Annotated in this window: 17 protein-coding genes and 1 tRNA gene; 10 read left to right on the forward strand and 8 right to left on the reverse strand. The window is 39.7% G+C overall.

Features of this window, described 5'->3' with window-relative positions:
• Window positions 1-68: 68 nt before the first annotated feature.
• A complete protein-coding gene (locus tag KEM09_RS12195; RefSeq protein ID WP_212228670.1) occupies window positions 69-536 on the reverse strand; it encodes a helix-turn-helix domain-containing protein in 468 nt (155 codons plus the stop codon).
• A 1,009-nt stretch (window positions 537-1,545) separates the two neighbouring features.
• On the opposite strand from KEM09_RS12195, the gene KEM09_RS12200 reads away from it, so the two are divergent.
• Window positions 1,546-2,106: a manganese efflux pump MntP gene (locus tag KEM09_RS12200; protein ID WP_212228672.1), complete on the forward strand. Its 561-nt coding sequence runs from the start codon at window positions 1,546-1,548 to the stop codon at window positions 2,104-2,106.
• 51 nt (window positions 2,107-2,157) lie between these two features.
• On the opposite strand, the gene KEM09_RS12205 is transcribed toward KEM09_RS12200, so the two are convergent.
• The 3 genes from KEM09_RS12205 to KEM09_RS12215 all read right to left on the reverse strand — a co-directional run bounded on the left by KEM09_RS12205 (window position 2,158) and on the right by KEM09_RS12215 (window position 6,136).
• Entirely contained in the window at window positions 2,158-2,661 is a 504-nt protein-coding gene (locus KEM09_RS12205; RefSeq protein WP_212228674.1) for a flavodoxin, read from the reverse strand.
• A gap of 17 nt (window positions 2,662-2,678) precedes the next feature.
• Window positions 2,679-4,724 (reverse strand): alpha-ketoacid dehydrogenase subunit alpha/beta, encoded by a 2,046-nt coding sequence (locus KEM09_RS12210; RefSeq protein WP_212228676.1) that lies wholly within the window; start codon window positions 4,722-4,724, stop codon window positions 2,679-2,681.
• A 77-nt stretch (window positions 4,725-4,801) separates the two neighbouring features.
• Window positions 4,802-6,136, reverse strand: coding sequence for a dihydrolipoamide acetyltransferase family protein (locus KEM09_RS12215; protein WP_212228677.1), 1,335 nt, complete (start codon window positions 6,134-6,136; stop codon window positions 4,802-4,804).
• Between the two features lie 389 nt (window positions 6,137-6,525).
• On the opposite strand from KEM09_RS12215, the gene KEM09_RS12220 reads away from it, so the two are divergent.
• From KEM09_RS12220 to KEM09_RS12240, 5 genes are all read left to right on the forward strand, one after another.
• The gene (locus KEM09_RS12220) at window positions 6,526-8,568 is read left to right on the forward strand and encodes a M13 family metallopeptidase (RefSeq protein ID WP_244824983.1); all 2,043 of its coding nucleotides are present in this window, start codon (window positions 6,526-6,528) and stop codon (window positions 8,566-8,568) included.
• Between the two features lie 645 nt (window positions 8,569-9,213).
• A tRNA-Arg gene (locus KEM09_RS12225) sits at window positions 9,214-9,287 on the forward strand.
• A 298-nt stretch (window positions 9,288-9,585) separates the two neighbouring features.
• Window positions 9,586-10,782 (forward strand): site-specific integrase, encoded by a 1,197-nt coding sequence (locus tag KEM09_RS12230; RefSeq protein WP_212228678.1) that lies wholly within the window; start codon window positions 9,586-9,588, stop codon window positions 10,780-10,782.
• Between the two features lie 864 nt (window positions 10,783-11,646).
• The gene (locus KEM09_RS12235; RefSeq protein WP_212228679.1) at window positions 11,647-12,468 is read left to right on the forward strand and encodes a sensor histidine kinase; all 822 of its coding nucleotides are present in this window, start codon (window positions 11,647-11,649) and stop codon (window positions 12,466-12,468) included.
• A 78-nt stretch (window positions 12,469-12,546) separates the two neighbouring features.
• The gene (locus tag KEM09_RS12240) at window positions 12,547-12,840 is read left to right on the forward strand and encodes a hypothetical protein (protein ID WP_212228680.1); all 294 of its coding nucleotides are present in this window, start codon (window positions 12,547-12,549) and stop codon (window positions 12,838-12,840) included.
• Window positions 12,841-12,923: 83 nt separating this feature from the next.
• On the opposite strand, the gene KEM09_RS12245 is transcribed toward KEM09_RS12240, so the two are convergent.
• The gene (locus KEM09_RS12245) at window positions 12,924-13,673 is read right to left on the reverse strand and encodes an NYN domain-containing protein (protein WP_212228681.1); all 750 of its coding nucleotides are present in this window, start codon (window positions 13,671-13,673) and stop codon (window positions 12,924-12,926) included.
• Window positions 13,674-13,818: 145 nt separating this feature from the next.
• Here KEM09_RS12245 and KEM09_RS12250 point away from each other — a divergent pair, with 145 nt between their 5' ends.
• Together KEM09_RS12250 and KEM09_RS12255 are read left to right on the forward strand one after the other, a co-directional pair.
• The gene (locus KEM09_RS12250; protein ID WP_212228682.1) at window positions 13,819-15,126 is read left to right on the forward strand and encodes a B12-binding domain-containing radical SAM protein; all 1,308 of its coding nucleotides are present in this window, start codon (window positions 13,819-13,821) and stop codon (window positions 15,124-15,126) included.
• 961 nt (window positions 15,127-16,087) lie between these two features.
• On the forward strand, window positions 16,088-16,549 hold the full coding sequence (locus KEM09_RS12255; RefSeq protein ID WP_212228683.1) for a universal stress protein: 462 nt from the start codon (window positions 16,088-16,090) through the stop codon (window positions 16,547-16,549).
• Window positions 16,550-16,607: 58 nt separating this feature from the next.
• On the opposite strand, the gene KEM09_RS12260 is transcribed toward KEM09_RS12255, so the two are convergent.
• The 3 genes from KEM09_RS12260 to KEM09_RS12270 form a co-directional block, all read right to left on the reverse strand.
• Window positions 16,608-16,958 carry a cupin domain-containing protein gene (locus tag KEM09_RS12260; RefSeq protein WP_212228684.1) on the reverse strand — a complete coding sequence of 117 codons (351 nt, stop codon included), beginning with the start codon at window positions 16,956-16,958 and terminating at the stop codon, window positions 16,608-16,610.
• Between the two features lie 94 nt (window positions 16,959-17,052).
• On the reverse strand, window positions 17,053-18,537 hold the full coding sequence (locus tag KEM09_RS12265; protein ID WP_212228685.1) for a B12-binding domain-containing radical SAM protein: 1,485 nt from the start codon (window positions 18,535-18,537) through the stop codon (window positions 17,053-17,055).
• A gap of 206 nt (window positions 18,538-18,743) precedes the next feature.
• Entirely contained in the window at window positions 18,744-19,304 is a 561-nt protein-coding gene (locus KEM09_RS12270; protein ID WP_244824984.1) for a helix-turn-helix domain-containing protein, read from the reverse strand.
• Window positions 19,305-19,697: 393 nt separating this feature from the next.
• Between KEM09_RS12270 and KEM09_RS12275 the strand changes: the two genes are divergently transcribed.
• Both KEM09_RS12275 and KEM09_RS12280 read left to right on the forward strand, forming a co-directional pair.
• Window positions 19,698-21,920, forward strand: coding sequence for a glycosyltransferase family 4 protein (locus tag KEM09_RS12275; protein ID WP_212228686.1), 2,223 nt, complete (start codon window positions 19,698-19,700; stop codon window positions 21,918-21,920).
• Window positions 21,895-22,893: a glycoside hydrolase family 130 protein gene (locus tag KEM09_RS12280; RefSeq protein ID WP_244824985.1), complete on the forward strand. Its 999-nt coding sequence runs from the start codon at window positions 21,895-21,897 to the stop codon at window positions 22,891-22,893. Before KEM09_RS12275 ends, KEM09_RS12280 begins: the two co-directional genes overlap by 26 nt.
• The last annotated feature ends 68 nt before the right edge of the window (window positions 22,894-22,961 follow it).

Below are 22,961 nucleotides of genomic sequence, written 5' to 3' on the forward strand. Positions count from 1 at the left end.
TTAAACAACATACATGCTATTATTTCCCTTTAAGTGCTTAAATGGCTATCAAAAACAGTACAGACAGCCTATTCAGGACGATATTCAACAAAGCTCTTATCTACATAAAAAACGATGATGCGTTCAATGCTTTTACCATCAACTGCAGCCACGGTTTGTGCCAGATTCTGGGCAGTTTGAGGCTTTTCTAGAGGCTTATAGGCTGGTAACTCTTCTTCCTTCACCTCCTTTTTAGGCAATTTAAAGCTCTTTTTAGGATTTTCTTCAACCTGTTCCCCAGCCATAGGCATTTGTAACTGTGCCTCCTCTTTGGGGGGTGAAACAGCGTTTTTAAGCATGGTTCCTTGGCCAGTAATCAGCCAATCACCACTAATATGAGGAAAACGCCCCAGTAGTTTATTAAGAAAGTCAAGGCTGGGCTTGTTACGACCTGATAAAATATGTGATATGCCTGAACGTTGCACACCAATGGCATCAGCGAATAATGACGGCGTTAAGCGTTCGTGTTTTATAATGGCCTCAATACGTTCTTTCATTTGTTTACAAGCTTAATTTAGGTTACTCTAGTATATAGTCGTTTACAAACCTAACCGATAGTACCAGTAATTCATGGTTACAACATTCACTTTCTGTAACAGCACAAATGTAAATCATCTTCATGTAATCTACAAATGTATCCGTTATAAAACTGCACTTATCTTCCATTTATCCCTCTATAAAGACCGGTTTCTATCAATATGAATGTCTAGCACAGATTGCTTATGATGTCATGATTTAATTAATACGCCATTAATAACTATTATACAATATTTTATAGAGCATAATATACTCTGAATATCACGCAAAATGAGCATTTAAAACACCTTAAATACAACAAGCTATCAATTTATTTACCTCTATTAGATAGGCACTTAGGCATTAAGCAAACAACTACATCAATTAAACGCATTAACTAACAGGATTTGAGCGATATAAGCCCTAATTAATGATGATTATAAGTGGTTTGTGTATAAATATGCACAGTTTTCCTCCAGTGTATTAATGCTATACTTTATTTGAACGTTTAATAGCACTGATTTATAGTAATATAGAGACTATTTTATAGTTGTTTTAAAAGGCAGATGTTCCGATACAACTCTAAACTAATCCGGTGCATAATGTCAACAATCCCATGCATGAATTTTTCCTGATTGATTACATATGTATACACATCGGTTTATGCATTTGATTACCTATGTAACCCCAGCCCCACCCTACTACTATACACATATGTAAATTCACCTTTTATCTTACGTTAATTTGGATACATCAGTTTACTGTTACTCATATTAACATGTAGAAATTAAACCACTCTTTATGACACAAATTGTCATAATACAAGCTACAGGTGTCTGAAAAGTCGTTTTTAATATTCCTGAATCAATATAAGTAGCAATATAAAAATGCCATTCTCCTGCGGTTAATTATTGTTTAATACTAAACCTGTTTCTTTTTCAATTTCATATGTCGACTGAAAAAATTATTTTCGCAGGACAAACATGAACAATGGAAATTTTAACGCTCATCCTTCTTGCCTCTGCATTGGCAATGGACTCTTTTGCTGTTTCAATCACGGCCGGTATTTCTCTGAAACGTTTTAAGGCATCAACCATGTTGCGCATCAGTTTGATATTTGCCTTCTTTCAGGGTGTCATGCCGGTGATCGGCTGGAGCCTTGGTTTAAATTTCGTGGAGATCATTAGCAGCTACGATCATTGGGTAGTTTTCGTTCTATTGGGTATTATTGGCGGAAAGATGATTTATGAAGCTTTGCAACATCAAGAAGAAGCTCATAGCATTAACATATACAGCAACCGGACCATTTGTCTGCTTGGTATCGCCACCAGCATTGATGCCCTGGCTGTTGGCTTTAGCTTTTCATTATTGGAAGTGCATATTATCTACCCTGCGCTCATTATTGGTGTTACCACCTTTATCTTTTCCTTTGGCGGCTTAACCATTGGCCTGAAGTTAGGCAGTATTTTCCGTAGTAAAATTGAGCTGATTGGCGGAATCATACTGGTGGGTATTGGCTTTAAAGTGTTAATTGAGCATGTATTTGCATAAAAAAAGGATGACTTATACAAGCCATCCTTGACATCTAAGTGATGATAACTACTACTTAAATTCTTTCTTCAGGGACTCTACCCATCTTTCAATACGCTCGTTGCTAAGAGCTGCCTGATTTTCAATATCCAGGGCCAAACCAACAAACTGCTCACCTCGTTGTGCACGACTTTCTTCAAAAGTATAACCCTCTGTGGATGTAAAACCAACAAGCTGACCTCCTCTTTCTTCCAGAAATTCGGCCATTAGGCCAATGCCATCCACAAAGTTCTCGGGATAACCTTTCTGATCACCGCCACCAAATAAGGCAAAGTTTTTACCTTTCAGATCTTCATCCTCGATAGATGGCAAGAATTCGTCCCAATAGCTGGGCAATTCACCATCAAACCAGGTCGGCACCGCCAAAATGTAATTAGTAAACTTCATGAAATCATCGGTGGTTGCAATATCCACATCAACGGTATCGACATCGCCCCCAAGCAGTTTCATAATCTTTTTTACCTGCTGAGCCGTTTTTACTGATCTGAAACTATAGAATATACCTGTTTTCTCCATTTGAATAAACTCTAAAATTAGTACGCTAATAGTTCTTTGGCTGCCTCCATAATTCGCTCATTATTTGGCAGAACGGCAGCTTCTAATGTCCGGTTAAAGCCAACCGGGGTAAATGTTGATCCCACACGCTTAACCGGGGCATCAAGGTATTCAAAAGCATCCGTCGTGATTTGAGCCGCAATTTCGCCACCAAAACCGCCAAATACCTTATCCTCGTGCACCACCAAGGCTTTAGAGGTCTTTTTAACAGATGCCAAAATAGCCTCTGTATCCAATGGAATAATCGAACGTAAATCAATCACTTCCACCTCTCCAAGTCCCTCTTTGGCAAGTTGCTCGGCCACTTCCACACACATGTGCGTGGTGTTACCATAAGTAAAGATGGTCATGTCTTTACCCTCGCGGCGAGTGCGTGCTTTACCAAACGGCACCTCAAAATCGTCGGGAATTGGTGTAGCCGCCTTCGGTGCGTTATAGAGTGCTTTGGGCTCCAGGAATACCGTCATCCCTTCGGAACGCATACTGGTACGCAACAATCCGGCTGCATCATCGGCATACGACGGATACACAATACGCACACCCGGGAACGTTGCCAGCGCACCTTCAATGGTTTGCGAGTGATAAAGGCCACCACCAATGTATCCACCCGAAGCCAGGCGCACTGTAATATTTGGTGAGAACTGCCCTTTCGTACGCCAATATTCATGCGTTGTTTCCACGAACTGCTCCATGGCCGGCCAGAAGTAGTCGGCAAACTCAGCGCCTTCAACCACCACGCGAATATTCTTATTAAAGCGCACCATACCATTGGCGGTACCCATGATAAAGTCCTCGGCAATAGGTGCATTGAACACTCGCTTCTTGCCAAACTCCTGCTGCATGCCTTTCGACACATTGAAAATACCCCCTTTATCCTTGTTGGCGATATCCTGTCCCCAGATGTAAGTATCCGGGTTATGGCGGAATTCAGCTTTCAGCGTTTCGTTTAATCCCTGTATCAGCTTCTGTGGTTCACCATCAAAGGTGTGTGTGCCATCAGGATATTTACTTGACACATAAGGCTCTGGAAGCACAAAGTCGTGAATCGACTCGGGTGTTGGGTGCGGTGCAGCCATTCCTTTACGGTGCGCCACCTTCACTTCTGCCGCCACATCTTCCTCAATGGCCTTCAGCTCTTCCTCTGTGGCTCGCTCGTAGCGCAACAACAGACGACGATATTTTGCCAAAGGATCGTATTCTTTTACGTAACCCAACTCATTATCATCACGATACAACTCATGACGATCGGAGTTGGAGTGCGAGTGAATACGCACACAGTTAGCCTGTACAATCACCGGTTTCTGGTTTTCTTCAGCCCATTTGGTGGCCTCCAGCATGGTGTTCATCGAATCAAATACGTCTTTACCATTACAGTACATCACACGCAGATGCTTCATACTCTCGAAGTTACGTGCAACTTTTCGGTTGGCAGTCTGGTCTTTTTTAGGTACAGAGATACCATATCCATTATCCTGAAACACGAATACAACCGGCAGCTGCTCTTTCGATGCTCCATTAATCGCTTCATATACATAACCTTCAGATACAGATGACTCACCCTGTGAGCTAAAAGCCACCCCTTTGGCCTCGTAGGTCTTGATGGCACGAGCCACTCCAACTGCATGCAAAGTATGGTTACCAGTACATGACGATACATTGTGAATGTTCCATTCCGGTTTGGCAAAGTGGTTGGACATATGACGCCCACCACCAGCTACATCCGTATCTTTGGAAATACCGTTGTAAATGATTTCCTCTGCTGTTAAACCAGCCGAGAGGTTGGTAATCAAATCGCGGTAGTAGGGAAACAGGTGATCTTTTGAACGGTCAAACACCTGGCCAATGGCCAGCTGAATACCATCGTGACCTGCAGCCGGTGCATGGTACGACCAGCCAATGGCCTGCTTCAGATAGTTAGGCGCCTTTTCGTCGAGGGTGCGGCCCAAAAACAGCAGGCGGTACCACTTCATCAACGTCTCCTTATCTGTTTTTTTAATGGAATGTATCTTAGGAATATCACTCATATTAAAAAGTTTAAGTGTGAAGTAAAGTAATGAAGCCACTTCTGTTGCAGCTTCATTACTGCTATTGTATCAATAAATTAAATCTCAGTGTTAATATCAAAGGCTTCCAGATAATCGCCAATGCGACGAAGGAATGCCCCTCCCAATGCGCCATCTACAATTCGATGATCGTAGGACAACGACAGGAACATCTTGTGGCAAATACCAATCACATCACCCGTTGGTGTTTCAATAACAGCGGGTTTCTTTTCGATGGAGCCCGTAGCCAGAATAGCTACCTGTGGCTGATTGATAATAGGTGTACCAATGATGTTTTTAAACGAACCGAAGTTGGTGATGGTAAATGTACCACCCTGAATATCATCAGCAGACAGCTTGTTGGCGCGTGCCTCATTAGCCAGTCGATTCACATCACCAGTTAGCCCCACCAGGTTTTTCTGATCGGCATTTTTGATGACCGGCACAATCAAATCACCCGAAGGCAATGACACGGCCATACCCACGTTCACATTCTTGCGCAGGATAATTTTGTCACCATCTACAGAGGCATTCACCCCCGGGAAATCGCGTAATGCCTTAGCCACAGCCTCAGTAATAATTGGCATGTAAGTAATCTTCTCACCATACTTCTTCTGGAAAGCATCTTTTATTTTTGTGCGCCAAAGTACCATATTCGTCACATCTGCCTCCACCACGCTGGTTACGTGCGGTGATACTTGCTTCGACATCACCATGTGATCGGCAATCAGCTTGCGCATACGTCCCATTTCTACAATCTCGTCATTGGCCGAAACAGACACATTCACCTTATGTTCTTTTGGTGCCGGTGACGGTTGTGAAGCTGCAGCAGCCTGAGTAGCTGGCTGTGCAGGCGTTACAGCTACCGGCTGAGGCGCTTGTTGTCCACGGCTGGCAATGTAATTCTGCATATCAGCTTTTGTGACGCGGCCATCTTTGCCGGTGCCCGGAATCTTCTCTAACTCATCAGCACCAATCCCTTCCTGACTGGCCATGCTGCGCACCAATGGTGAATAGAAGCGATCAGAATCGGCGTTAATGGATTTAACATCTGCGGTTTCAGCAACCGGAGCTGCTACCTGAGTTGTTTCACTAGCCTGAGCGGCCGGTTGCGCGCTTGCTGCAGGAGCTTCTTCCTCAGTATCTTCGGCACCTTCTAACAGGATAACCGCTACAGGCAGGCCAACAGCCACCACATCATCCACCTGGTATTTAATCTCTTTTACTGTTCCGGCAACAGGCGACGGAATTTCAGAATCAACCTTATCGGTAGCAATCTCCAATAACACATCATCCTCCTGAATGGTGTCACCTTCAGAAACAAACCACTTGGTAATGGTTGCCTCTTCGACACTCTCGCCCATTTTCGGCATTAAAATTTCAAATGTTGACATATGCTTATCGTTATTTATTCTTTGTATTACTTTTAACTCAAATTTCTTATTTATATTAAATCTAAATATCGACTTTAAAACAATCTTTTTTACCAAATTGTTTTGGCCAAATTGCAATCTCTACATTACAAAATACACCTTGCTAAACAAGGATAATTCAGATTTGTTTATCCGTTTTTCTTCAAATTGTGTTAAAAACTGTCTCTGTGTTTAATAAGCCTGCAGGTAATCATCAAGTTAAGACGATATGACCACATCAGACTTTCAAAAATTACTGTGATCAATCATACCAAATTCTTTTGTGGTCTGGTGGCTATTGACTTAATTTGGCATGCTCAAAAAAGCACGATAGATTCAAAATCATACTAATAACAACTAAAGTAACATCTATGCAAAAAATGTCTGTGATGTTGGCCTGTGCCCTGGGTTTAACCGTTGGGGCCTGCCAAACAAAACAAAGCGCTAAAGCACCAGTCAAGCCGGTATTTTCTGCCGAAGACATGGATCTGAGCGTTAATCCCGGAGAAAATTTTTACCTGTATGCCAACGGTGGCTGGATGAAACAACACCCGCTGCCCGATGATAAGAGCCGTTTTGGCAGTTTTGATAAGCTGGCTGAGGAAAGTAAAGAAAAAGTAAGAACCATTGTGGAGAAAGCTGCTGCTGAAGAAGCTGAAAACGGAAGCCTCGCACAAAAGATTGGTGATTTTTACAATGCCGGTATGGATACCATTGCCATCAACAAGGCCGGCTATCAGCCTATTAAGCCCTTACTTGATAAGATTGTAGCCATTGACTCTAAAGAGGCATTGGTCGATATAATTAGTGAATTACAGGCACAACAGATCTCACCTCTCTTCTATTTTTATGCCTCGGCTGACCAGAAAAACAGTGAGATGACCATTGCCGGCATTTACCAGGGTGGTATGGGTATGCCCGACCGCGACTATTACCTGGAAGATGACGAAACGTCGGTTAAGCTGCGCGAAGCTTATACAATTTACCTGACCAAGCTATTTGCCTTGACTGGCCAGGCCGAAGACGAAGCAGCCGAGCAAGCTGAAACTGTACTGGCCTTTGAAACAGCTTTGGCAGAAGCCTCTAACACACGTCTGCAAAACCGTGATCCGCATGCTACCTATAATAAGGTAAGTGTTGACGGCTTACAGGAGATGGCTCCAGAATTTCCATGGATGGCCTTTTTAAGCGGTATCAACATGCCCGAGCCTGGCGATATCAATGTGAACCAGCCGGCTTTTATCAAGGCAATAGCCAAGATGTATGAAACAGAAGATCTGGGTACCTGGAAAGCCTTTTTATCAGCCACAGTAATTCGCAACGCAGCAGCTTACCTGAGTGATGATTTTGTGAAAGCCAACTTTGCATTTTATGGTGAAGCTTTGTCGGGACAAAAAGCCATGGAGCCACGCTGGAAGAAAGTACTGGGCAGCACCAGCAGTGCATTGGGCGAAGCAGTAGGTCAGCTGTTTGTAGCTGAGTACTTCCCGCCGGCAGCCAAGCAGCGTATGGATGATCTGGTAGAGAATTTGCGCATTGCCTTTGGTCAGCGTATCGATCAACTGGAATGGATGAGTGACGAAACCAAGCAGGCGGCTCATGAAAAGCTTGCAGCTATACGCGTTAAGATTGGTTACCCAAACAAATGGCGCGACTATTCAGCGCTTGCCATTGGTGGCGACTCATACCTGAATAATATTTTAGCCAGTAACCGTTTTGACTTTGACTTTGAGATGTCGAAGATTGGCCAGCCCGTTGACAAAGAAGAGTGGCACATGTTCCCGCAAACAGTGAACGCCTATTACAGTCCGGTGGGTAACGAAATTGTGTTCCCTGCCGCTATTTTGCAACCTCCTTTCTTTTACCTCGATGGTGACGATGCCGTTAACTATGGAGCTATTGGTGTGGTTATTGGCCACGAAATGACACACGGCTTTGACGACAAAGGACGCCTGTATGGTAAAGATGGTAACCTGCAAACCTGGTGGACCGAGGACGATTCAGAACGTTTTAATAAGCGTGCTCAAATTTTGGTGGACCAGTTTAACAAGATTGAGGTGTTACCAGGTACTTTCGCTAATGGCGAGCTGTCATTGGGCGAAAACATTGCCGACCTGGGTGGATTAGCTATTGCCTACCAGGCCTACCAAAATGCCAGTAAGGATAAAGGAGAAGTTGCCAAAATTGATGGCTTCACCGATGTACAACGTTTCTTCCTGGGCTATTCGCGTGTATGGGCACAAAACATACGCGATAAGGAAATAGCACGCCTGACAAAGGTTGATGTACACTCGTTGGGTGAAAACCGTGTGAACGGTCCACTGCCTAATATACAGGAGTTTTACGATGCCTTTAATCTGGATAATACTGCTGCCTTGTATATTGCGCCTGAAAACAGAGCAACTATCTGGTAAAATAAGCAACAATAAAATAAGAAATCGCATCTGTTAGCAGGTGCGATTTTTTGTATGAAAGTCTCAGGAACTTGTTAAGCATCTGTGAGATGTATAGCCAGTTTTTAGTCATGAATCAGGCTAATCTTAATTAATAGTATAATTGGCGCTTCGCCCAAACCCGACTTCATTTGTTCATTGCTTTGCATGCCCCTTTTATCGCATTCACGATTCTTAATTCTTGCCTTGATGCCAGAAACGCAGCAAAGAAAATCAAGGCTTTACCCACTTCACTCATAAAACTATGGTTTTTTGACTCAAATCGTTTAAACTCGCTACGCTCAAACATAAAACGATTTTTAACCGTCCAACCAATCTGGTTTTATGGTTCATTGGCTGATGCCCGAGCCGGACACTTTCTGAAATGACATATTATTGTTTGATACAAGTCTTGTCATAAAGACTAATTCTATCCTGAAGCTTTTTTTTATTTTTTCTGCACAATCATAACCATCAGCCTACCACCTAGTTTGCTCTGCAAGGTGCGCCAGCATTGAGTTTTATTACATTTTTTAAGGTTTTTCAGTTTGCGTATTTCAACTAAATACCCTTTCTTTGCATCGCATTTGAGAACAATGGTTCACAAACAAAGCAATATAAATTAATGGTTCTGTAGCTTAATTGGATAGAGCACTGCGTTACGGCCGCAGAGGTTAGGGGTTCGAGTCCCTTCAGGATCACTGATTGAATAATTATTTCAAACTAAAAGCACTTAAAGTGAACACTTTAGGTGCTTTTTTATTTTATAAAAATGTTAAGTATAGCCATTAAAATGCAGGTTTATCGAGACTAAATCGAGACCCTTCCTACAAGTAGTTGCACTCTCATCCTAATGGTCTCGATAAAATAAGTCAACACTCTGATGTTTTGAGATTTACATTGATGTGTTTTGACCTGTTTTGAGTTTTGTTTTGGGAATTCTCTTTAATACCTTGAGACAGGTAAAACACAGGATATTAACTTTTAAAACTGTGTGTTATGAGAATTACAACAAACCTCCTTTTAAAAAAGGCAAAACAAAGAAGTGATGGAACCTACCCTGTTTACCTCAGAGCTACTTTGGATGGCAAACGTATCGAGTTGTCGACCGGAGTTTTTATTTCATTTGACAGTTGGGATAAAACGGGACAGAAAATCAGCAACAGATATCCCAATTCTAAATTATTGAATAACCGACTTACCAAGGTTGTCAATAAGCTGACCGAGACCTACTATCAATTGGATGCACTAGGTGAAGAGTTTGATATTCGCTCCATTAAAGAGCGCTTATGTGGTACACCAAAGAATTATCTGGTTAAAGTCTTTCAGCTTGTTATTGATTCCATAGAAAAGAAAATCGGTTATGGTTACTCATACGGTACTTACAAACATTACAAAACCACACTCAAACGCCTTAAACTCTTTTTAATTGAAATGAACACCAGGCAAGATATTGCCCTTAATAGGATTGATTATAACTTTATTAATTCATTTGATACCTGGCTGAAAGTCAAACATAAGGTGTCCGGGCATACAGCTGGAAAATACCATAAACAGTTGAAAAAGGTGCTGAATGATGCCATAGCCATGAATTTATTGGAAAAAAACCCTTATGTCAATTTTAAAATCAAAGGCTTTCAAGGGAAACGGGATTACTTGACTCTGGAAGAGGTCACTAGAATTGAACGCAAACAGTTTGCATTTACGAGGATAAACATTGTAAGAGACGTGTTTGTATTTGCTTGTTATACAGGGCTATCTTATTCTGACATAGTGAACCTTACACCAAATAATCTTAGCCGTGGTCATGATGGTGAAGAGTGGATTGTTACTGATCGCTTAAAAACCAATACTCGTTGTCGTATTCCGTTGCTATCTAAAGCAAAAAGTATCATTGAGAAGTATAAAGATTACCCGATTAATAGTGAGAAAGGTAGGTTATTACCCATTAACTCCAATCAAAAGATGAATGCCTATTTAAAAGAGATTGCGGATATCTGTCAAATCAACAAGAAACTCTCGATGCATGTGGCCCGACATACATTCGCTGCCTCTATTACTTTAGCGAATGGAGTTCCCATCGAAACAGTTTCTAAAATGCTCGGACATAATTCACTAAAGACAACTCAGATTTATGGGAAAATAATCGATTCGAAAATCAGTATGGATATGAAGAAACTGAAAACGCTTCTGTAAAAACAGTTTGGATTTGTACCTCGTCGTTTAGATAACAAATGGCGAGGTTTTTTTAGTGCCTCTCGGAGAGCAAGTATATGGTTTTTGGGTACCGAAAAACACATCTTGCATCTTAAAAACATTAGACCGACGGGATGCATTTTAAAGTTTTGGTCGCACCAAAACATAAACTTGCTAATAGCTTCGCTTAAGAGACAGACACTAATATCTATTTAGAGATTTCCTCTGATTAATTTTTCGTCTACTTCTCTTTTTTATACATACATTAAGGCTTTTTTACATGCGTAAGCCACCCTATTTTAAAGGTCATGGTTTAGCAAAAGGAAGCGGAATAAATAGCATGGTGCGATGGAAAGAAAAATAAATTCAAAGATATTTTGAGCGGACAGAGCAAAGGGCTTGTATTTTGCGGCACGCAATAATAGCAAGTTTTTTGCTGTCGGGCTTGTGCGATGGAAAGTAAAATGTCTTTGATTGATTTTGGCGCGTTTATGCCGAACTCTTTTGTATCAAATCATGGCCCATAATAAATTTGATGAAGCATGTAATAAAAGGTGGGTGACTTTTATTGGCTTATTGACCTTTGTTGCAATAATATTGAAATTAATTAATTCTTAATGAGAGCTAAAGGTTTCTTTTTATTCACTTAACTTTCTTGTTGCTTCTTCAATATTTGGAAATACACCAGTTTTCAAAGATAAGTAGCCTGTATAATATGTTATTTTGTGAGTATTCCATCATATTTTCACTAACTTGCTGTAAAGTCAACGAGTTTTTAAATGTTTTTGTTGCACTACTTTCAAGCTCTCGGTTTTTAGTAAGGTATTTATTAAGTATATCGAAACAGAGGTTAAACTAAATTCGATGAAAAGTCTTTCCACAGATGATTATATTCAAAAACTAGAACAGCAAAATGCCGATCTAAAGCTAATTGTCAACGAACAACAACGAAAAATTGAAAAGATTGTCAACGGCAGAATAAATGATCTTGAGGAGGTAATAAAAGCCCGTGATAAATTCTACAAGATAATCGCGCATGAGTTAAGAAACCCTTTTAATGGAATTTTGGGGTTGGTAGAGTTGCTTATTAATGATTTTCGGAGTTATACATTGGAGGAAATTGAAAGCTTCCTGAAAATGTTATACCGGTCGTCTAAAATAACATACGAATTACTTATTAGCTTATCAGAATGGTTAAATGTTCAAAACGATAAGATGCCATTTAAACCGTCGCGTATCAACATATCACCCATTCTAGCCGAAGCCATCAATTCTGCGCAATTAAATGCTCATAAAAAAAACATAACCATTTATAACTTTATCGACAAAGATATTGTTGCCTATATAGATAGGCATATGATTGCCACAGTTTTCAGAAACTTGATAAATAATGCAATAAAGTTCTCAGATAACAATGGTACTATTGAAGTTACTGCCCTTGCAAAAAAAGATTTTATTGAAATAGTTGTGAAAGATAATGGAATTGGTCTGCATGAAGATGCTTTGCGAAAGATTTTTAAGCAGGAAGCCATTCACTCAACCTATGGTACCGCACAAGAGCCGGGAACCGGTTTAGGCTTGTTACTCTGTAAAGAATTTATTGAAATTGAAGGAGGTAAAATTTGGGTAGAAAGTAATTTGGGACAAGGCAGCGAATTTAAATTTACTTTACCTTGCCATAAGTAATGGTAACGGTAATTATACTATGGGCACCTAATACGATTACCGTTCAGCAACTGACCTTATTCAAAAAAACAAGAAATTATGATTCCTGAAAAGTTTAAAAACTATTATCTGGGTACCAACAATCTATTCTTTCCCAAATATGAGTTTGTTGTTAAGCTAAGCTTTCCACGTGTATTTGTTCGCTTTATACGCACAGAGGGCTATTATGCCAATTTTGAGAAGTTTTTTAAAAGTGTTGCTGAAGTACAATACCTTGATGGTATTAAACCACCCGAAGTTGAAGAACAGCTCATATTGAGCGAGATATGGGATTTTTTGACCATGGTAAAAAGTCCAACTGAAGATGATTTTTTGAGTGACAATACTCCCTGATGAGCCTCCACTATTTAATGCGTACTTCTTTATACGTCTATCGGCAATTTGCCATACAGCTGAAGTGTTCGGATTGTGGCACATTATTTTTTGGTATGTTTTTTTAGCTTGTTTTTCACATAGATCAATTTGTGCCGGCTATTGGGGCTATCCCTTTGCTCTATCTCAAATCGATTGATAGAATCAATCAGTGGAGTCAATTTCTGAAACCCATAGTTACGCGGGTCAAAGTTTGGGCGTTTCTTTTGCAACAAGCTGCCTACATCACCTAAAAATGCCCAGCCATCGTCATCAGACAGGTCGGTGATGGTGGCGGCTATCAGCTTAATTTCCTTTGAGGTAATCTTATCAAACGTTTCTTTTTCATCCTCCTTATCGTCTTCATCCTCTTTTTCCTTGGCCCTGGATTTTAAGATTTCGATGTAGATGAACTTATCGCATGCTACAATAAAGGGTGTTGGCGTCTTTTTCTCTCCCATCCCAATCACCAGCAATCCGGCTTCTCTTAAACGCGTTGCCAGTTTGGTGAAATCACTGTCGCTGGATACCAGGCAAAACCCGTTTACTTTTTCGGAGTAAAGGATATCCATGGCATCAATAATCATGGCTGAATCTGTGGCATTCTTACCAGCCGTATAGGCATACTGCTGTATGGGTGTGATGGCATTCTCTAACAATACCTTTTTCCATTTACTCAAATCTGGTTTTGTCCAGTCCCCATATATACGTTTAATGGTGGGATTGCCGTATTTGGCAATTTCCTCCATCATTTCTTTGACGTTGGCTGATGGGATATTGTCACCATCAATTAGTACTGCCAGGTTTGTATTCATAAGGTTATGATTTTTGATTAGCCATTGAAGATTGGCTGTTAACTATTTATCTGAGTGTGAAGTTAATCAATATTATGACTGTACTCTAAAATATTCGTAACTTAAAACGAGCTTCATCCAACAATAATGATTAATACTATTTATCATGACTATCCTCTTGATTTCACCAACTGTAGATGCCGAAAAAAGAACGAACAAAGGGCTTATGATACCTCAGCTGGCCCTTTATATACTTGAAGGATTAACTCCTGAACGATTTGATGTAGAGGTGATAGAGGAAGAAACACAAGAGCTTAACCTGGAACATGAATGTGATTTGGTGGCCATAAGCTGCATGACGGCCAATGCCCCCAGGGCCTATCAGCTTTGCGATGCTTTTCAGAAAAGAGGGAAAACGGTCATACTGGGTGGTGTGCACCCTACCATACTTCCAGACGAAGCACTATTGCATGCAAATGCGGTGGTAATAGGTGAAGCAGAAGGTGTTTGGGAGACACTTCTGAGTGATTTTGAGAACAATGCTTTGAAGCAAAAATACCATAACCCTAATCCTGATTTAGAGAAATATGTTCGCAAAGATTTTGGAAAGATAGCATCTAAAAGACTGTTCAATATCATTCCAATATTAACAACCCGTGGCTGCCCTTATAATTGTGATTTTTGTTGCGTCACTAACTTATTCGGACAAAAAATACGACATATTTCAGTCGAGAATGTGGTTCGTGATATCAAGGAATCGAAGGCCAAGGTTTTTATTTTTCTGGATGATAATATCATTGGCAACCCTGCATATGCCAAAGCGCTCTTTAGAGCTATCAAGCCGCTAAAAATTAAATGGGTTGGACAAGCTTCAATATCTTTATTAGTAGGTGATGATGAGTTAATTCAATTGGCTGCTGAAAGTGGATGTCAATCACTCTTTCTAGGTATTGAAAGTGTATCGGTAAAACAGCTGCTATCCATGCGCAAATCGATAAAGGAAATTCAACATCTGGAACACGCTTTTAAAAAAGTGAAAAAGATGGGAATTCTTATCCATGCATCCATTGTTTTCGGCTTTGATGACGACACAAAGGAAATATTTGAGGAAACAGTTCGATTCCTGGTGCGAAACAAAGTGAGCACCGTTTCATTCAATGTGTTAACGCCCTATCCCGGAACCAAAGTGTATGAGAAACTGAAAAATGAAGATCGCTTAATAACAACTGATTGGAAGTATTATGACCACAATACAGTTGTGTTTAAGCCCAAAAACATGACACCCCTTGAGCTGCAACTGGGCAAAATAAATGCCAGGAAGAAGTTTTATAGTAAAACGTCTGTATTGAAGCGATTAGTGGGCAACTGGTACAAACCATTTGTATACCTTTCGATGAATTTAGGCCATATGAAACAAGTAAAAGTAGAAAGCAGCAGGATGGCTAATTTAAAAACTAATCTATTGCGGCAGTAGAGTTTCATAATACCAACTAGCAGGTTGATGCTATTACTTAGCAATACATTTCCAAATTTTCACGATCAAAAGACTTGCAATATTATCTGACGAAATAATTAAAAAGACCCTATTAATGGGTGTTTTATGTGAAACTAAAATTCAGAGGTTCAATACATAATTGACCACTGTATCTCTTCTTTTTCGCAAATCGGTGCGATGATATTGTGTTTTGAATAACGCATGCTGCTGTTGAACAGGCTTCATTACGATATTCTCCTGTTATTTTAAGAGTGTCCAATGTGTGAATTATGTAACATATTTATGGATTTGTGTAAGGACTCCCCATTAATTGGATCGTAACTTTGTATATGGCAGGAGGTATTTCTTTATAAATTAGGTAATGATAAGGCTTTATAGAATAATTGCTTCGCTACTTGTTCATATAAGAAAATACCCACAAGCATAAATTGGCTAAGTTACAATCTGATAAGGATCAGGCTAAGATGATTGCTTCAATAAAGATGTTTTTAATGAACCATTAAGTCACGTATAAAGAAATAACCTTGATTTTAGCGTGGAAGTATTAGTTGGTTAACCAGTCAATTATACTGTATCATCTTTTAATGAACCAACTGCTGAATTAATCAGATTTGGTTTGTTTGCATACTTATTTAAACAAAATACCATGAAAAATTTATTGTATGTTATAGCAGGACTATTAATAGTCATATGGGGAATTATCTTTTTTGGATTTCATTCTTCAGGAACCGTGCATTGGTTGTTGGCATTTGCTGCACTAGTGATATTTATGAGGCTTATTTGGCGAGTAACAAATTAATTAGCATAGCCTAGTGATAAATAATTAAGTTAGTAATGAGGGGTTTCTTAAAAGGAACCTTTTATTAGGCCGGCTTGTTTTCTAAGCCTATACGAATTATGATTGTTTGCATGGGTTAATTAACAATTAAACTATCATCTGATGAAACGAGTTATTATTGCACTTGACTTTGATCCCAGCGCCCAAAAGGTGGCTGAGGAAGGTTATGCCCTTGCTAAGGCTTTAAAAGCGAAGGTTACGCTAGTGCATGTAAAAGCTACAGCAGATTATTACAGTTCGTTGGGGAAAGTGGTAATTATTGGTTTTTCAGGTCATTTAAAAGATGACACACCTATTGCACCTGAAAAAATTGACCCTGATGCTATTTCGCAGGAATTTCTTAAAAAGGCGATGTTACATCTTGCAGATAAGAATATTGAAGTTATGGTAGCCAATGGCTCATGTGCCGATTCATTGATTGATGTTGCTAATCAGTTAAACGCATATATGATAGTTATGGGTTCACATAGTCGCAAATGGTTTGAAAACACAACTATTGGCAGTGTTACTCAAAAGGTGTTACTTGGCTCAAGTATTCCAGTATTTGTGATTCCTACAAATTAAAATAGGATTGATTAACTAGCGGACTATTCTCCTCAAAATACAGACTATTTTATGACTTTCAAATTGCTACATCCTCATAGCCACTCTTTATGAAGGTTGAAATCATTTTAAACCTTTCGTTGGCTTTTACATTATGGGATGTATGGGCAGGTATGATTATTCCATCGCCTGTTTTAAGGAAATTAGAGTGATGGTCAATGACCACCTCTGCTTGACCTTCAATCACCTGCATAAAGGTATCAAAGGGCGAGGTCTTTTCAGCAAGTGCTTCGCCAGTGTCTATAGCCACTACACTCACATTACCTGTGGTTTTTCTTATAATGGTTTTACTTACCACAGAGTTGGGAACATATTCAATGATCTCAATTAAAATATGAGTCTTTGATTTTTCTAATTCAGTGGATGACATATTTTCTACTTTACTTATAAAACAAAGGTAGTTCTATAAACTGCATAATTCGTTACACTTTAGATAGTTTCATTTACATCATTCACACATTTTACTAACCCGGGTTAAGGCCATATACCGTTCTAAAATGATAGCCATAAACAGCAAAAGTGATGGCTTCGGTCAACAAGGCAGGCTTTTTAAATAAGGTCCATGCTAATAATTTCCAGAATTCGATACGCCCCTTATCAATAATGCCAATGATATACATGGACTTAAGAAAGGCAACAATCAGTGACAAGTTGATTCGCTGATGTTGTTTGTAGGTGTAATTATAATTCAAAAATAACTGGCGAACTCTTTTATAGTATGGCTTGGTGGCATATATAGCTGCGATTATCTTTTTATATCCATCCAACAATTGATGGTAATCCATTTTAGGGATAAAGTTCATTGATAAATCGGTATTGTTCCCTGAGGTTTCCTTGGTTAAACGTTTCTCTGCCTCTAAGCGCTTATATAGTTGTGTATGCCTGGGAGCATTTAACAAGCCCACCATTGCCGAAACAATACCACTTTTTTGGATAAAGTCAATTTGCCGTTGAAAGACACTGGGCGTATCGCTGTCAAATCCCACAATAAAGCCGCCCGAAACGGTCAACCCTGTCTTTTGAATGGTTGTAATGGATTGCAACAAATTTCTACCCTTGTTTTGTAGTTTATTGCAGGTATGAAGCGATGTTTCATCGGGTGTTTCTATGCCGATAAAAGTTGACGTTATGCCAGTTTCAACCATCAATGACATGAGTTCGTGATCATCGGCAACATTAATAGAACTCTGGATATTAAATACAAAAGGATAATTGTGCTGTTGCATCCATTGTCTCATCTGAGGAAGTAATTGGTATTTAATTTCTTTTTTGTTGCCAATAAAATTATCATCCACAATTGAAACAGGTCCACGCCAGCCTAAGCGGTATAATTCCTCCAAATCATGAATAATCTGGTGCGGCTTTTTCATTCTCACCTTATGCCCTAAAAGGGAGGTGATTTCACAAAAGTCGCATGAGAAAGGGCACCCGCGGGAAACCTGAATATTCATGAAGAAATACTTTTTCATTTCCAACAGGTGATAATCAGGCCTTGGCGTATGCGATAGATCGGCAAATTGGTCTGTTTTGTATACTTTGGCGGGATGGCCATCTGCCAAATCAGCCAGAAACAAGGGTAAGGTGATTTCTGCTTCATTCAAGACAAAATGGTCAATCTGTGGATAGTTATGATGCTCCTGAGTAAAAAGCGGACCACCTGCCACTATTTTTGTTCCCAGTTTCACACACTCCGCAATGATATTATTGACGGATTGCCTTTGAATGTGCATGGCACTAATAAAAACGAAATCGGCCCAAAGAATGTCCTTAGCTTCCAGTTCACAAATGTTTAAATCAACCAGTTTTTTATACCATTCACGTGGCAGCATGGCCGATACAGTGATGAGGCCTAGTGGAGGTACCGCCGCTTTTTTAGATATAAACTTAAGCGCATGTTTAAAACTCCAGAAGGAGTCGGGATATAACGGATATACAAGTAAAATGTTCATTATCACCTTTAATCAATATAGTTTAGCCTGCTCATAGCTAATCCCATTCCCCACCAATGAGTTGTATCCTCACAGCTTTAGTGCTTGCAAATGGTTTGTTTATCAGAAACAATGCAACCATTGCGTCTGCGAGAATTGTATTGGTGCAAATTTCGTATAGTCAGTCAAAAAAGGCATTACATTTTTCCTGTTTAATTTTGCAAAATTCACACATTTTCGAGTGTGTCACGTCTCTTGTTTTTAAGCTTTTTAAAATGAGAAGGTGTCAGGCCCGTCATCTTTTTAAACTGGTTGGATAGGTGTGCAACACTGCTGTAATGCATCTTGTAAGCTATTTCTGAAAGGTTTAGTTCATCATAGACAATGAGCTCTTTTACTTTTTCGATTTTATGCTTCAGGTAAAACTTTTCTATGGTGATGCCTTTTACTTCCGAAAACAGATTAGCCAGATAGGTGTAGTCGTAGCAAAGTTTTTCACTCAGGTAATCCGATAGGTTCACTTTTATTTGTTCTTCGGTATAATGCACCAATTCAATAATCGCATTGGTTATTTTTTCAACGAGGATGCTTTTCTTATTGCTCATAAGCTGTAGCCCAGCTTTTCTTAATGCCGCATCTAATTTTTTCAAGGTTTCATCAGACACTGGCCCGATGATACAAGCCTCCCCAATTTTTACATCAGTATATTCCAATCCCAGCTTATCCAGTTCACTCTTAACAACCATCTGGCAGCGAATACATACCATATTTTTGATGTAGACTTTCATGTGTTTATATTAGGCTTTTCAGTTGTCACTTCATACCACTCCTTCCTTCTGTAGCAAATACAAACAAGGCACTGAAGTATGGGAGTCGCAGTATAAAGTTAAGGATATTCGAATTTTTTATAAAGCCGTTTTGGGCTATCTATCGTCGAATTTAAAGCCTTTGTCAGAATTAATGCTTTCAGTTTTCGATATCGTACTATTAAAAGAACAAGACTCTATCTGCAGAAATAGATATGCATTAGTATTCTCCCGTAAAAGATGATTATATTATATCTATTCCATTATTATTTCACTAACTTGTTATGGTTTGAAATGCGCTTCCATAACCTCATACTTTAATAATTAGTTGTTGCAACTAATTGATCGACGATTTATAATGATATGAATGAGATTATGAAAACAGCAATAATAGGAACGTACCCACCCCGAGAATGTGGCATCGGCACATTCACCCGCCACCTTTACGAATCGATTATTGGGGCAAATCACCAGAACCATGTTAGCATTATTGCGTTAAACAATTCAGATAAATTGCTTTCGTATCCGAATGAAGTGGAACAGATTATCCGGCAGGATTACCAGCGTGATTACATTGATGCCGCAAAATTTATAAACCACAGTGGCACCGACATTTGTATTTTACAGCATGAGTTCGGCATTTTTGGTGGCAAGGATGGAGTGTATATCCTTCCATTGATACATCGCCTGAAAATACCTCTTGTTGTAACTCTTCACACCATCCTTAACACCCCGTCCTACAGCGAGAAGTTAATACTTCAGGAGATATGTAAAAAGGCTTGCAAAATAGTTGTAATGACTCAAAAGGCTATTGATTTCCTGGATGAAATTTATGAAGTGCCTAAGGATAAAATAGAACTGATTGAACACGGTGTGCCACAATACAAACTTGACCATCAGAAGGCAAAAAGCGCCTTAAAGCTTCAGAATAAAAATGTGATACTCACTTTTGGTTTTTTGGGGCGAAACAAAGGTATTGATGTGGCCATTAAAGCTTTGCCAAAGGTAATTGAAAAGCATCCCAATAGCCTCTACTTTGTATTGGGCAAAACCCACCCCAATGTGCTGCGCTATTCCGGAGAAGAGTATCTCATCTACCTGAGGCAACTGGTCAAAACTTTGGGTTTGGAAAGCCATGTGATTATTCCGCATAAGTATATGAGCCAGAATGAGCTATTTATGTACTTGTATGCATCGGATATTTATATCACACCTTACAACAACGAGGCACAGATAACCAGCGGAACCCTTTCGTATGCTGTCGGTGTGGGTTCTTGTGTTATTTCAACACCCTATTGGCATGCTGTTGAATTGCTTGCCAATAACCGGGGGCTTCTGTTTGATTTTGGCAATTCCGAACAACTGGGCGACATATTGATTAATTTATTAGAGCACCCTGAGGAGCTGAGCACCTTTAGAAAAAATGCAGGTAACTATGGTAAGGAAATTACCTGGCCAATAACCGGTATAAAGTACAGCGAATTGCTGGTTCACACTATTCAGGAATGCATAAAAGAGGATGACGATAATGACCAGCCGTTTGACTTATTGATGATACCAGCTTTTTCGCTTAAACATATTAAACGATTAACAGATGATACCGGTATTATTCAACATGCTAAATATGGCATACCTAATTTGAAAGATGGTTATTGCCTGGATGATAATGCCAGAGCACTTCTAATGGCACTCATGACCTACACCCAGAAAAAAAGTAAAAAGGCACTGAATTTATGTCATGTGTACCTGAGTTATATCCATTACATGCAAAACGAGGATGGCTCCTTTAGAAACTTCCTGAGCTTCAATCGCAACTATATAGACAACGTAGGTTCAGAAGACTCCTTTGGCCGAACCATTTGGGCTCTAGGCTACTTAATGGCTAATGCACCCAATGATTCCTATTACCAGGCAAGTCATTCCTTGTTCTTTAATGCGGCACCAATTTTTGAAGAACTAAAATCAATTCGCAGCATTGCCAATACGATAATAGGAATAAGCCATTATTTAAATAATTCGCCGGATAACGACAGTATGGTGGCCGTATTAAGAAGATTAGCCAATAAGCTGGTTACTCATTATGATAATAATAGCTCTGCTGACTGGAATTGGTTTGAAGAGTTATTAACCTACGATAATGCCATGCTTCCTCTTGCCCTATTGCATGCAACTGAAAGACTTAACGATGAACGCATCAGGAGTGTTGCCTTTGCATCTATGAACTTTTTGATTCGGCACACTTTGAGTGATGGCTACCTGTCTCTAATAGGCAATGATGGATGGTTTAACAAAAACGGTAGCAAAGCTATGTTTAGTCAGCAACCGGTTGATGCTATGGCCATAATTCTGATGTTTCATCAGGCCTATAGCCTCACCAAAAACAAAGAATACTTAAGCAAATTATTCACCTCTTTTATGTGGTTTCTTGGCGAAAACGATTTACGCATGCGACTCTATGATTTTGAGACCCATGGATGCTGCGATGGATTAGAGCGTGATGGAATCAATCGAAACCAAGGTGCCGAAAGCACCCTGGCCTACCTTATTTCACACTTAACGGTGTTAAAAGCACATGAAGATTTTTACAGCCTTAAGTGATGTCAATTACGACGAAATGCACCTACTTACCTTTAAATCATTAGAGATGTTAATAAAAAGATATTCAGGCAATCCGATTTTACAGAAAGATGATGTGCCCTATCCTGTTGCCACAGTGCATAATGCCGGCATGATCAAACATGAGAATAAGTACATCATGATTTTCAGATCCCATAAATTTAATGGACGTAGCATATTGGGTAAAGCAGTGAGTTATGACGGCTTTAACTTTGTTGTTGATAAGCACCCCTTTATGATTCAATCAAAGGAGCAACCGTTTAAAAAATACGAAGCTTATGGCATTGAAGACCCTCGCATTGTAAAGATAGATGGAGAGTATTTAATTACTTACAGTGCCTACTCCCAATATGGTGTAAGGATTGGACTGGCAAAGACCAAAGACTTTGATCATATTCAGCGCGTTGCGCTTATTACCGAAGCCGACTACCGGAACGTGGTAATTTTCCCCGAAAAGTTCAATAACCTTTATGCCCGATTAGATCGTCCGCACTCCGAAATATCTCCCTGGTCCATCTGGATATCCTATTCGCCCGATTTAATTCATTGGGGTCAATCACAACTGATTATGCGTCCAATGCAATACCATTGGGATGAAATGAAAATAGGCCCCGGAGCAAGCCCCATCAAAACATCGCGTGGATGGTTAAATATATACCATGGTGTATTTCCTACCATGGATGGATGCGTTTACCGCTTAGGAGTTGCCTTGCATAAGCTTGAAGATCCATCTGTTGTTATTGCAGTTGGCGATGAATGGATCTTACAGCCTGAAGAAGAGTATGAGATAACCGGCTATGTGCACAATGTTGTTTTTACCTGTGGGGCCATACCTGAACCCGATGGGACATTAAAACTGTACTGGGGAGGCGCTGATAAGGTGATGTGTGTTGGAACAGCCGTTATTGACGAATTGGTTGATCATTGTCTTAGTAATCTTAGACAAGCTTTATAAGCCAGTAGTCGAAGTAGAATAAAGTTAAGTTTCGTAACAAGTGACATTTGGCAACAACACATTAAATG

Origin of the sequence: Carboxylicivirga mesophila (assembly GCF_018271975.1) — a bacterium.
Lineage (GTDB): Bacteria > Bacteroidota > Bacteroidia > Bacteroidales > Marinilabiliaceae > Carboxylicivirga > Carboxylicivirga mesophila.

What these genes read in the sequence shown, in the direction of transcription:
- KEM09_RS12245 (WP_212228681.1), bottom strand. Translation starts at nt 13,673, where the DNA reads ATGAATACAAACCTGGCAGTACTAATTGATGGTGACAATATCCCATCA.
- KEM09_RS12200 (WP_212228672.1), top strand. Translation starts at nt 1,546, where the DNA reads ATGGAAATTTTAACGCTCATCCTTCTTGCCTCTGCATTGGCAATGGAC.
- KEM09_RS12260 (WP_212228684.1), bottom strand. Translation starts at nt 16,958, where the DNA reads ATGTCATCCACTGAATTAGAAAAATCAAAGACTCATATTTTAATTGAG.
- KEM09_RS12240 (WP_212228680.1), top strand. Translation starts at nt 12,547, where the DNA reads ATGATTCCTGAAAAGTTTAAAAACTATTATCTGGGTACCAACAATCTA.
- KEM09_RS12215 (WP_212228677.1), bottom strand. Translation starts at nt 6,136, where the DNA reads ATGTCAACATTTGAAATTTTAATGCCGAAAATGGGCGAGAGTGTCGAA.
- KEM09_RS12270 (WP_244824984.1), bottom strand. Translation starts at nt 19,304, where the DNA reads ATGAAAGTCTACATCAAAAATATGGTATGTATTCGCTGCCAGATGGTT.
- KEM09_RS12220 (WP_244824983.1), top strand. Translation starts at nt 6,526, where the DNA reads ATGCAAAAAATGTCTGTGATGTTGGCCTGTGCCCTGGGTTTAACCGTT.
- KEM09_RS12195 (WP_212228670.1), bottom strand. Translation starts at nt 536, where the DNA reads ATGAAAGAACGTATTGAGGCCATTATAAAACACGAACGCTTAACGCCG.
- KEM09_RS12255 (WP_212228683.1), top strand. Translation starts at nt 16,088, where the DNA reads ATGAAACGAGTTATTATTGCACTTGACTTTGATCCCAGCGCCCAAAAG.
- KEM09_RS12275 (WP_212228686.1), top strand. Translation starts at nt 19,698, where the DNA reads ATGAAAACAGCAATAATAGGAACGTACCCACCCCGAGAATGTGGCATC.
- KEM09_RS12210 (WP_212228676.1), bottom strand. Translation starts at nt 4,724, where the DNA reads ATGAGTGATATTCCTAAGATACATTCCATTAAAAAAACAGATAAGGAG.
- KEM09_RS12280 (WP_244824985.1), top strand. Translation starts at nt 21,895, where the DNA reads ATGAAGATTTTTACAGCCTTAAGTGATGTCAATTACGACGAAATGCAC.
- KEM09_RS12230 (WP_212228678.1), top strand. Translation starts at nt 9,586, where the DNA reads ATGAGAATTACAACAAACCTCCTTTTAAAAAAGGCAAAACAAAGAAGT.
- KEM09_RS12235 (WP_212228679.1), top strand. Translation starts at nt 11,647, where the DNA reads ATGAAAAGTCTTTCCACAGATGATTATATTCAAAAACTAGAACAGCAA.
- KEM09_RS12250 (WP_212228682.1), top strand. Translation starts at nt 13,819, where the DNA reads ATGACTATCCTCTTGATTTCACCAACTGTAGATGCCGAAAAAAGAACG.
- KEM09_RS12205 (WP_212228674.1), bottom strand. Translation starts at nt 2,661, where the DNA reads ATGGAGAAAACAGGTATATTCTATAGTTTCAGATCAGTAAAAACGGCT.
- KEM09_RS12265 (WP_212228685.1), bottom strand. Translation starts at nt 18,537, where the DNA reads ATGAACATTTTACTTGTATATCCGTTATATCCCGACTCCTTCTGGAGT.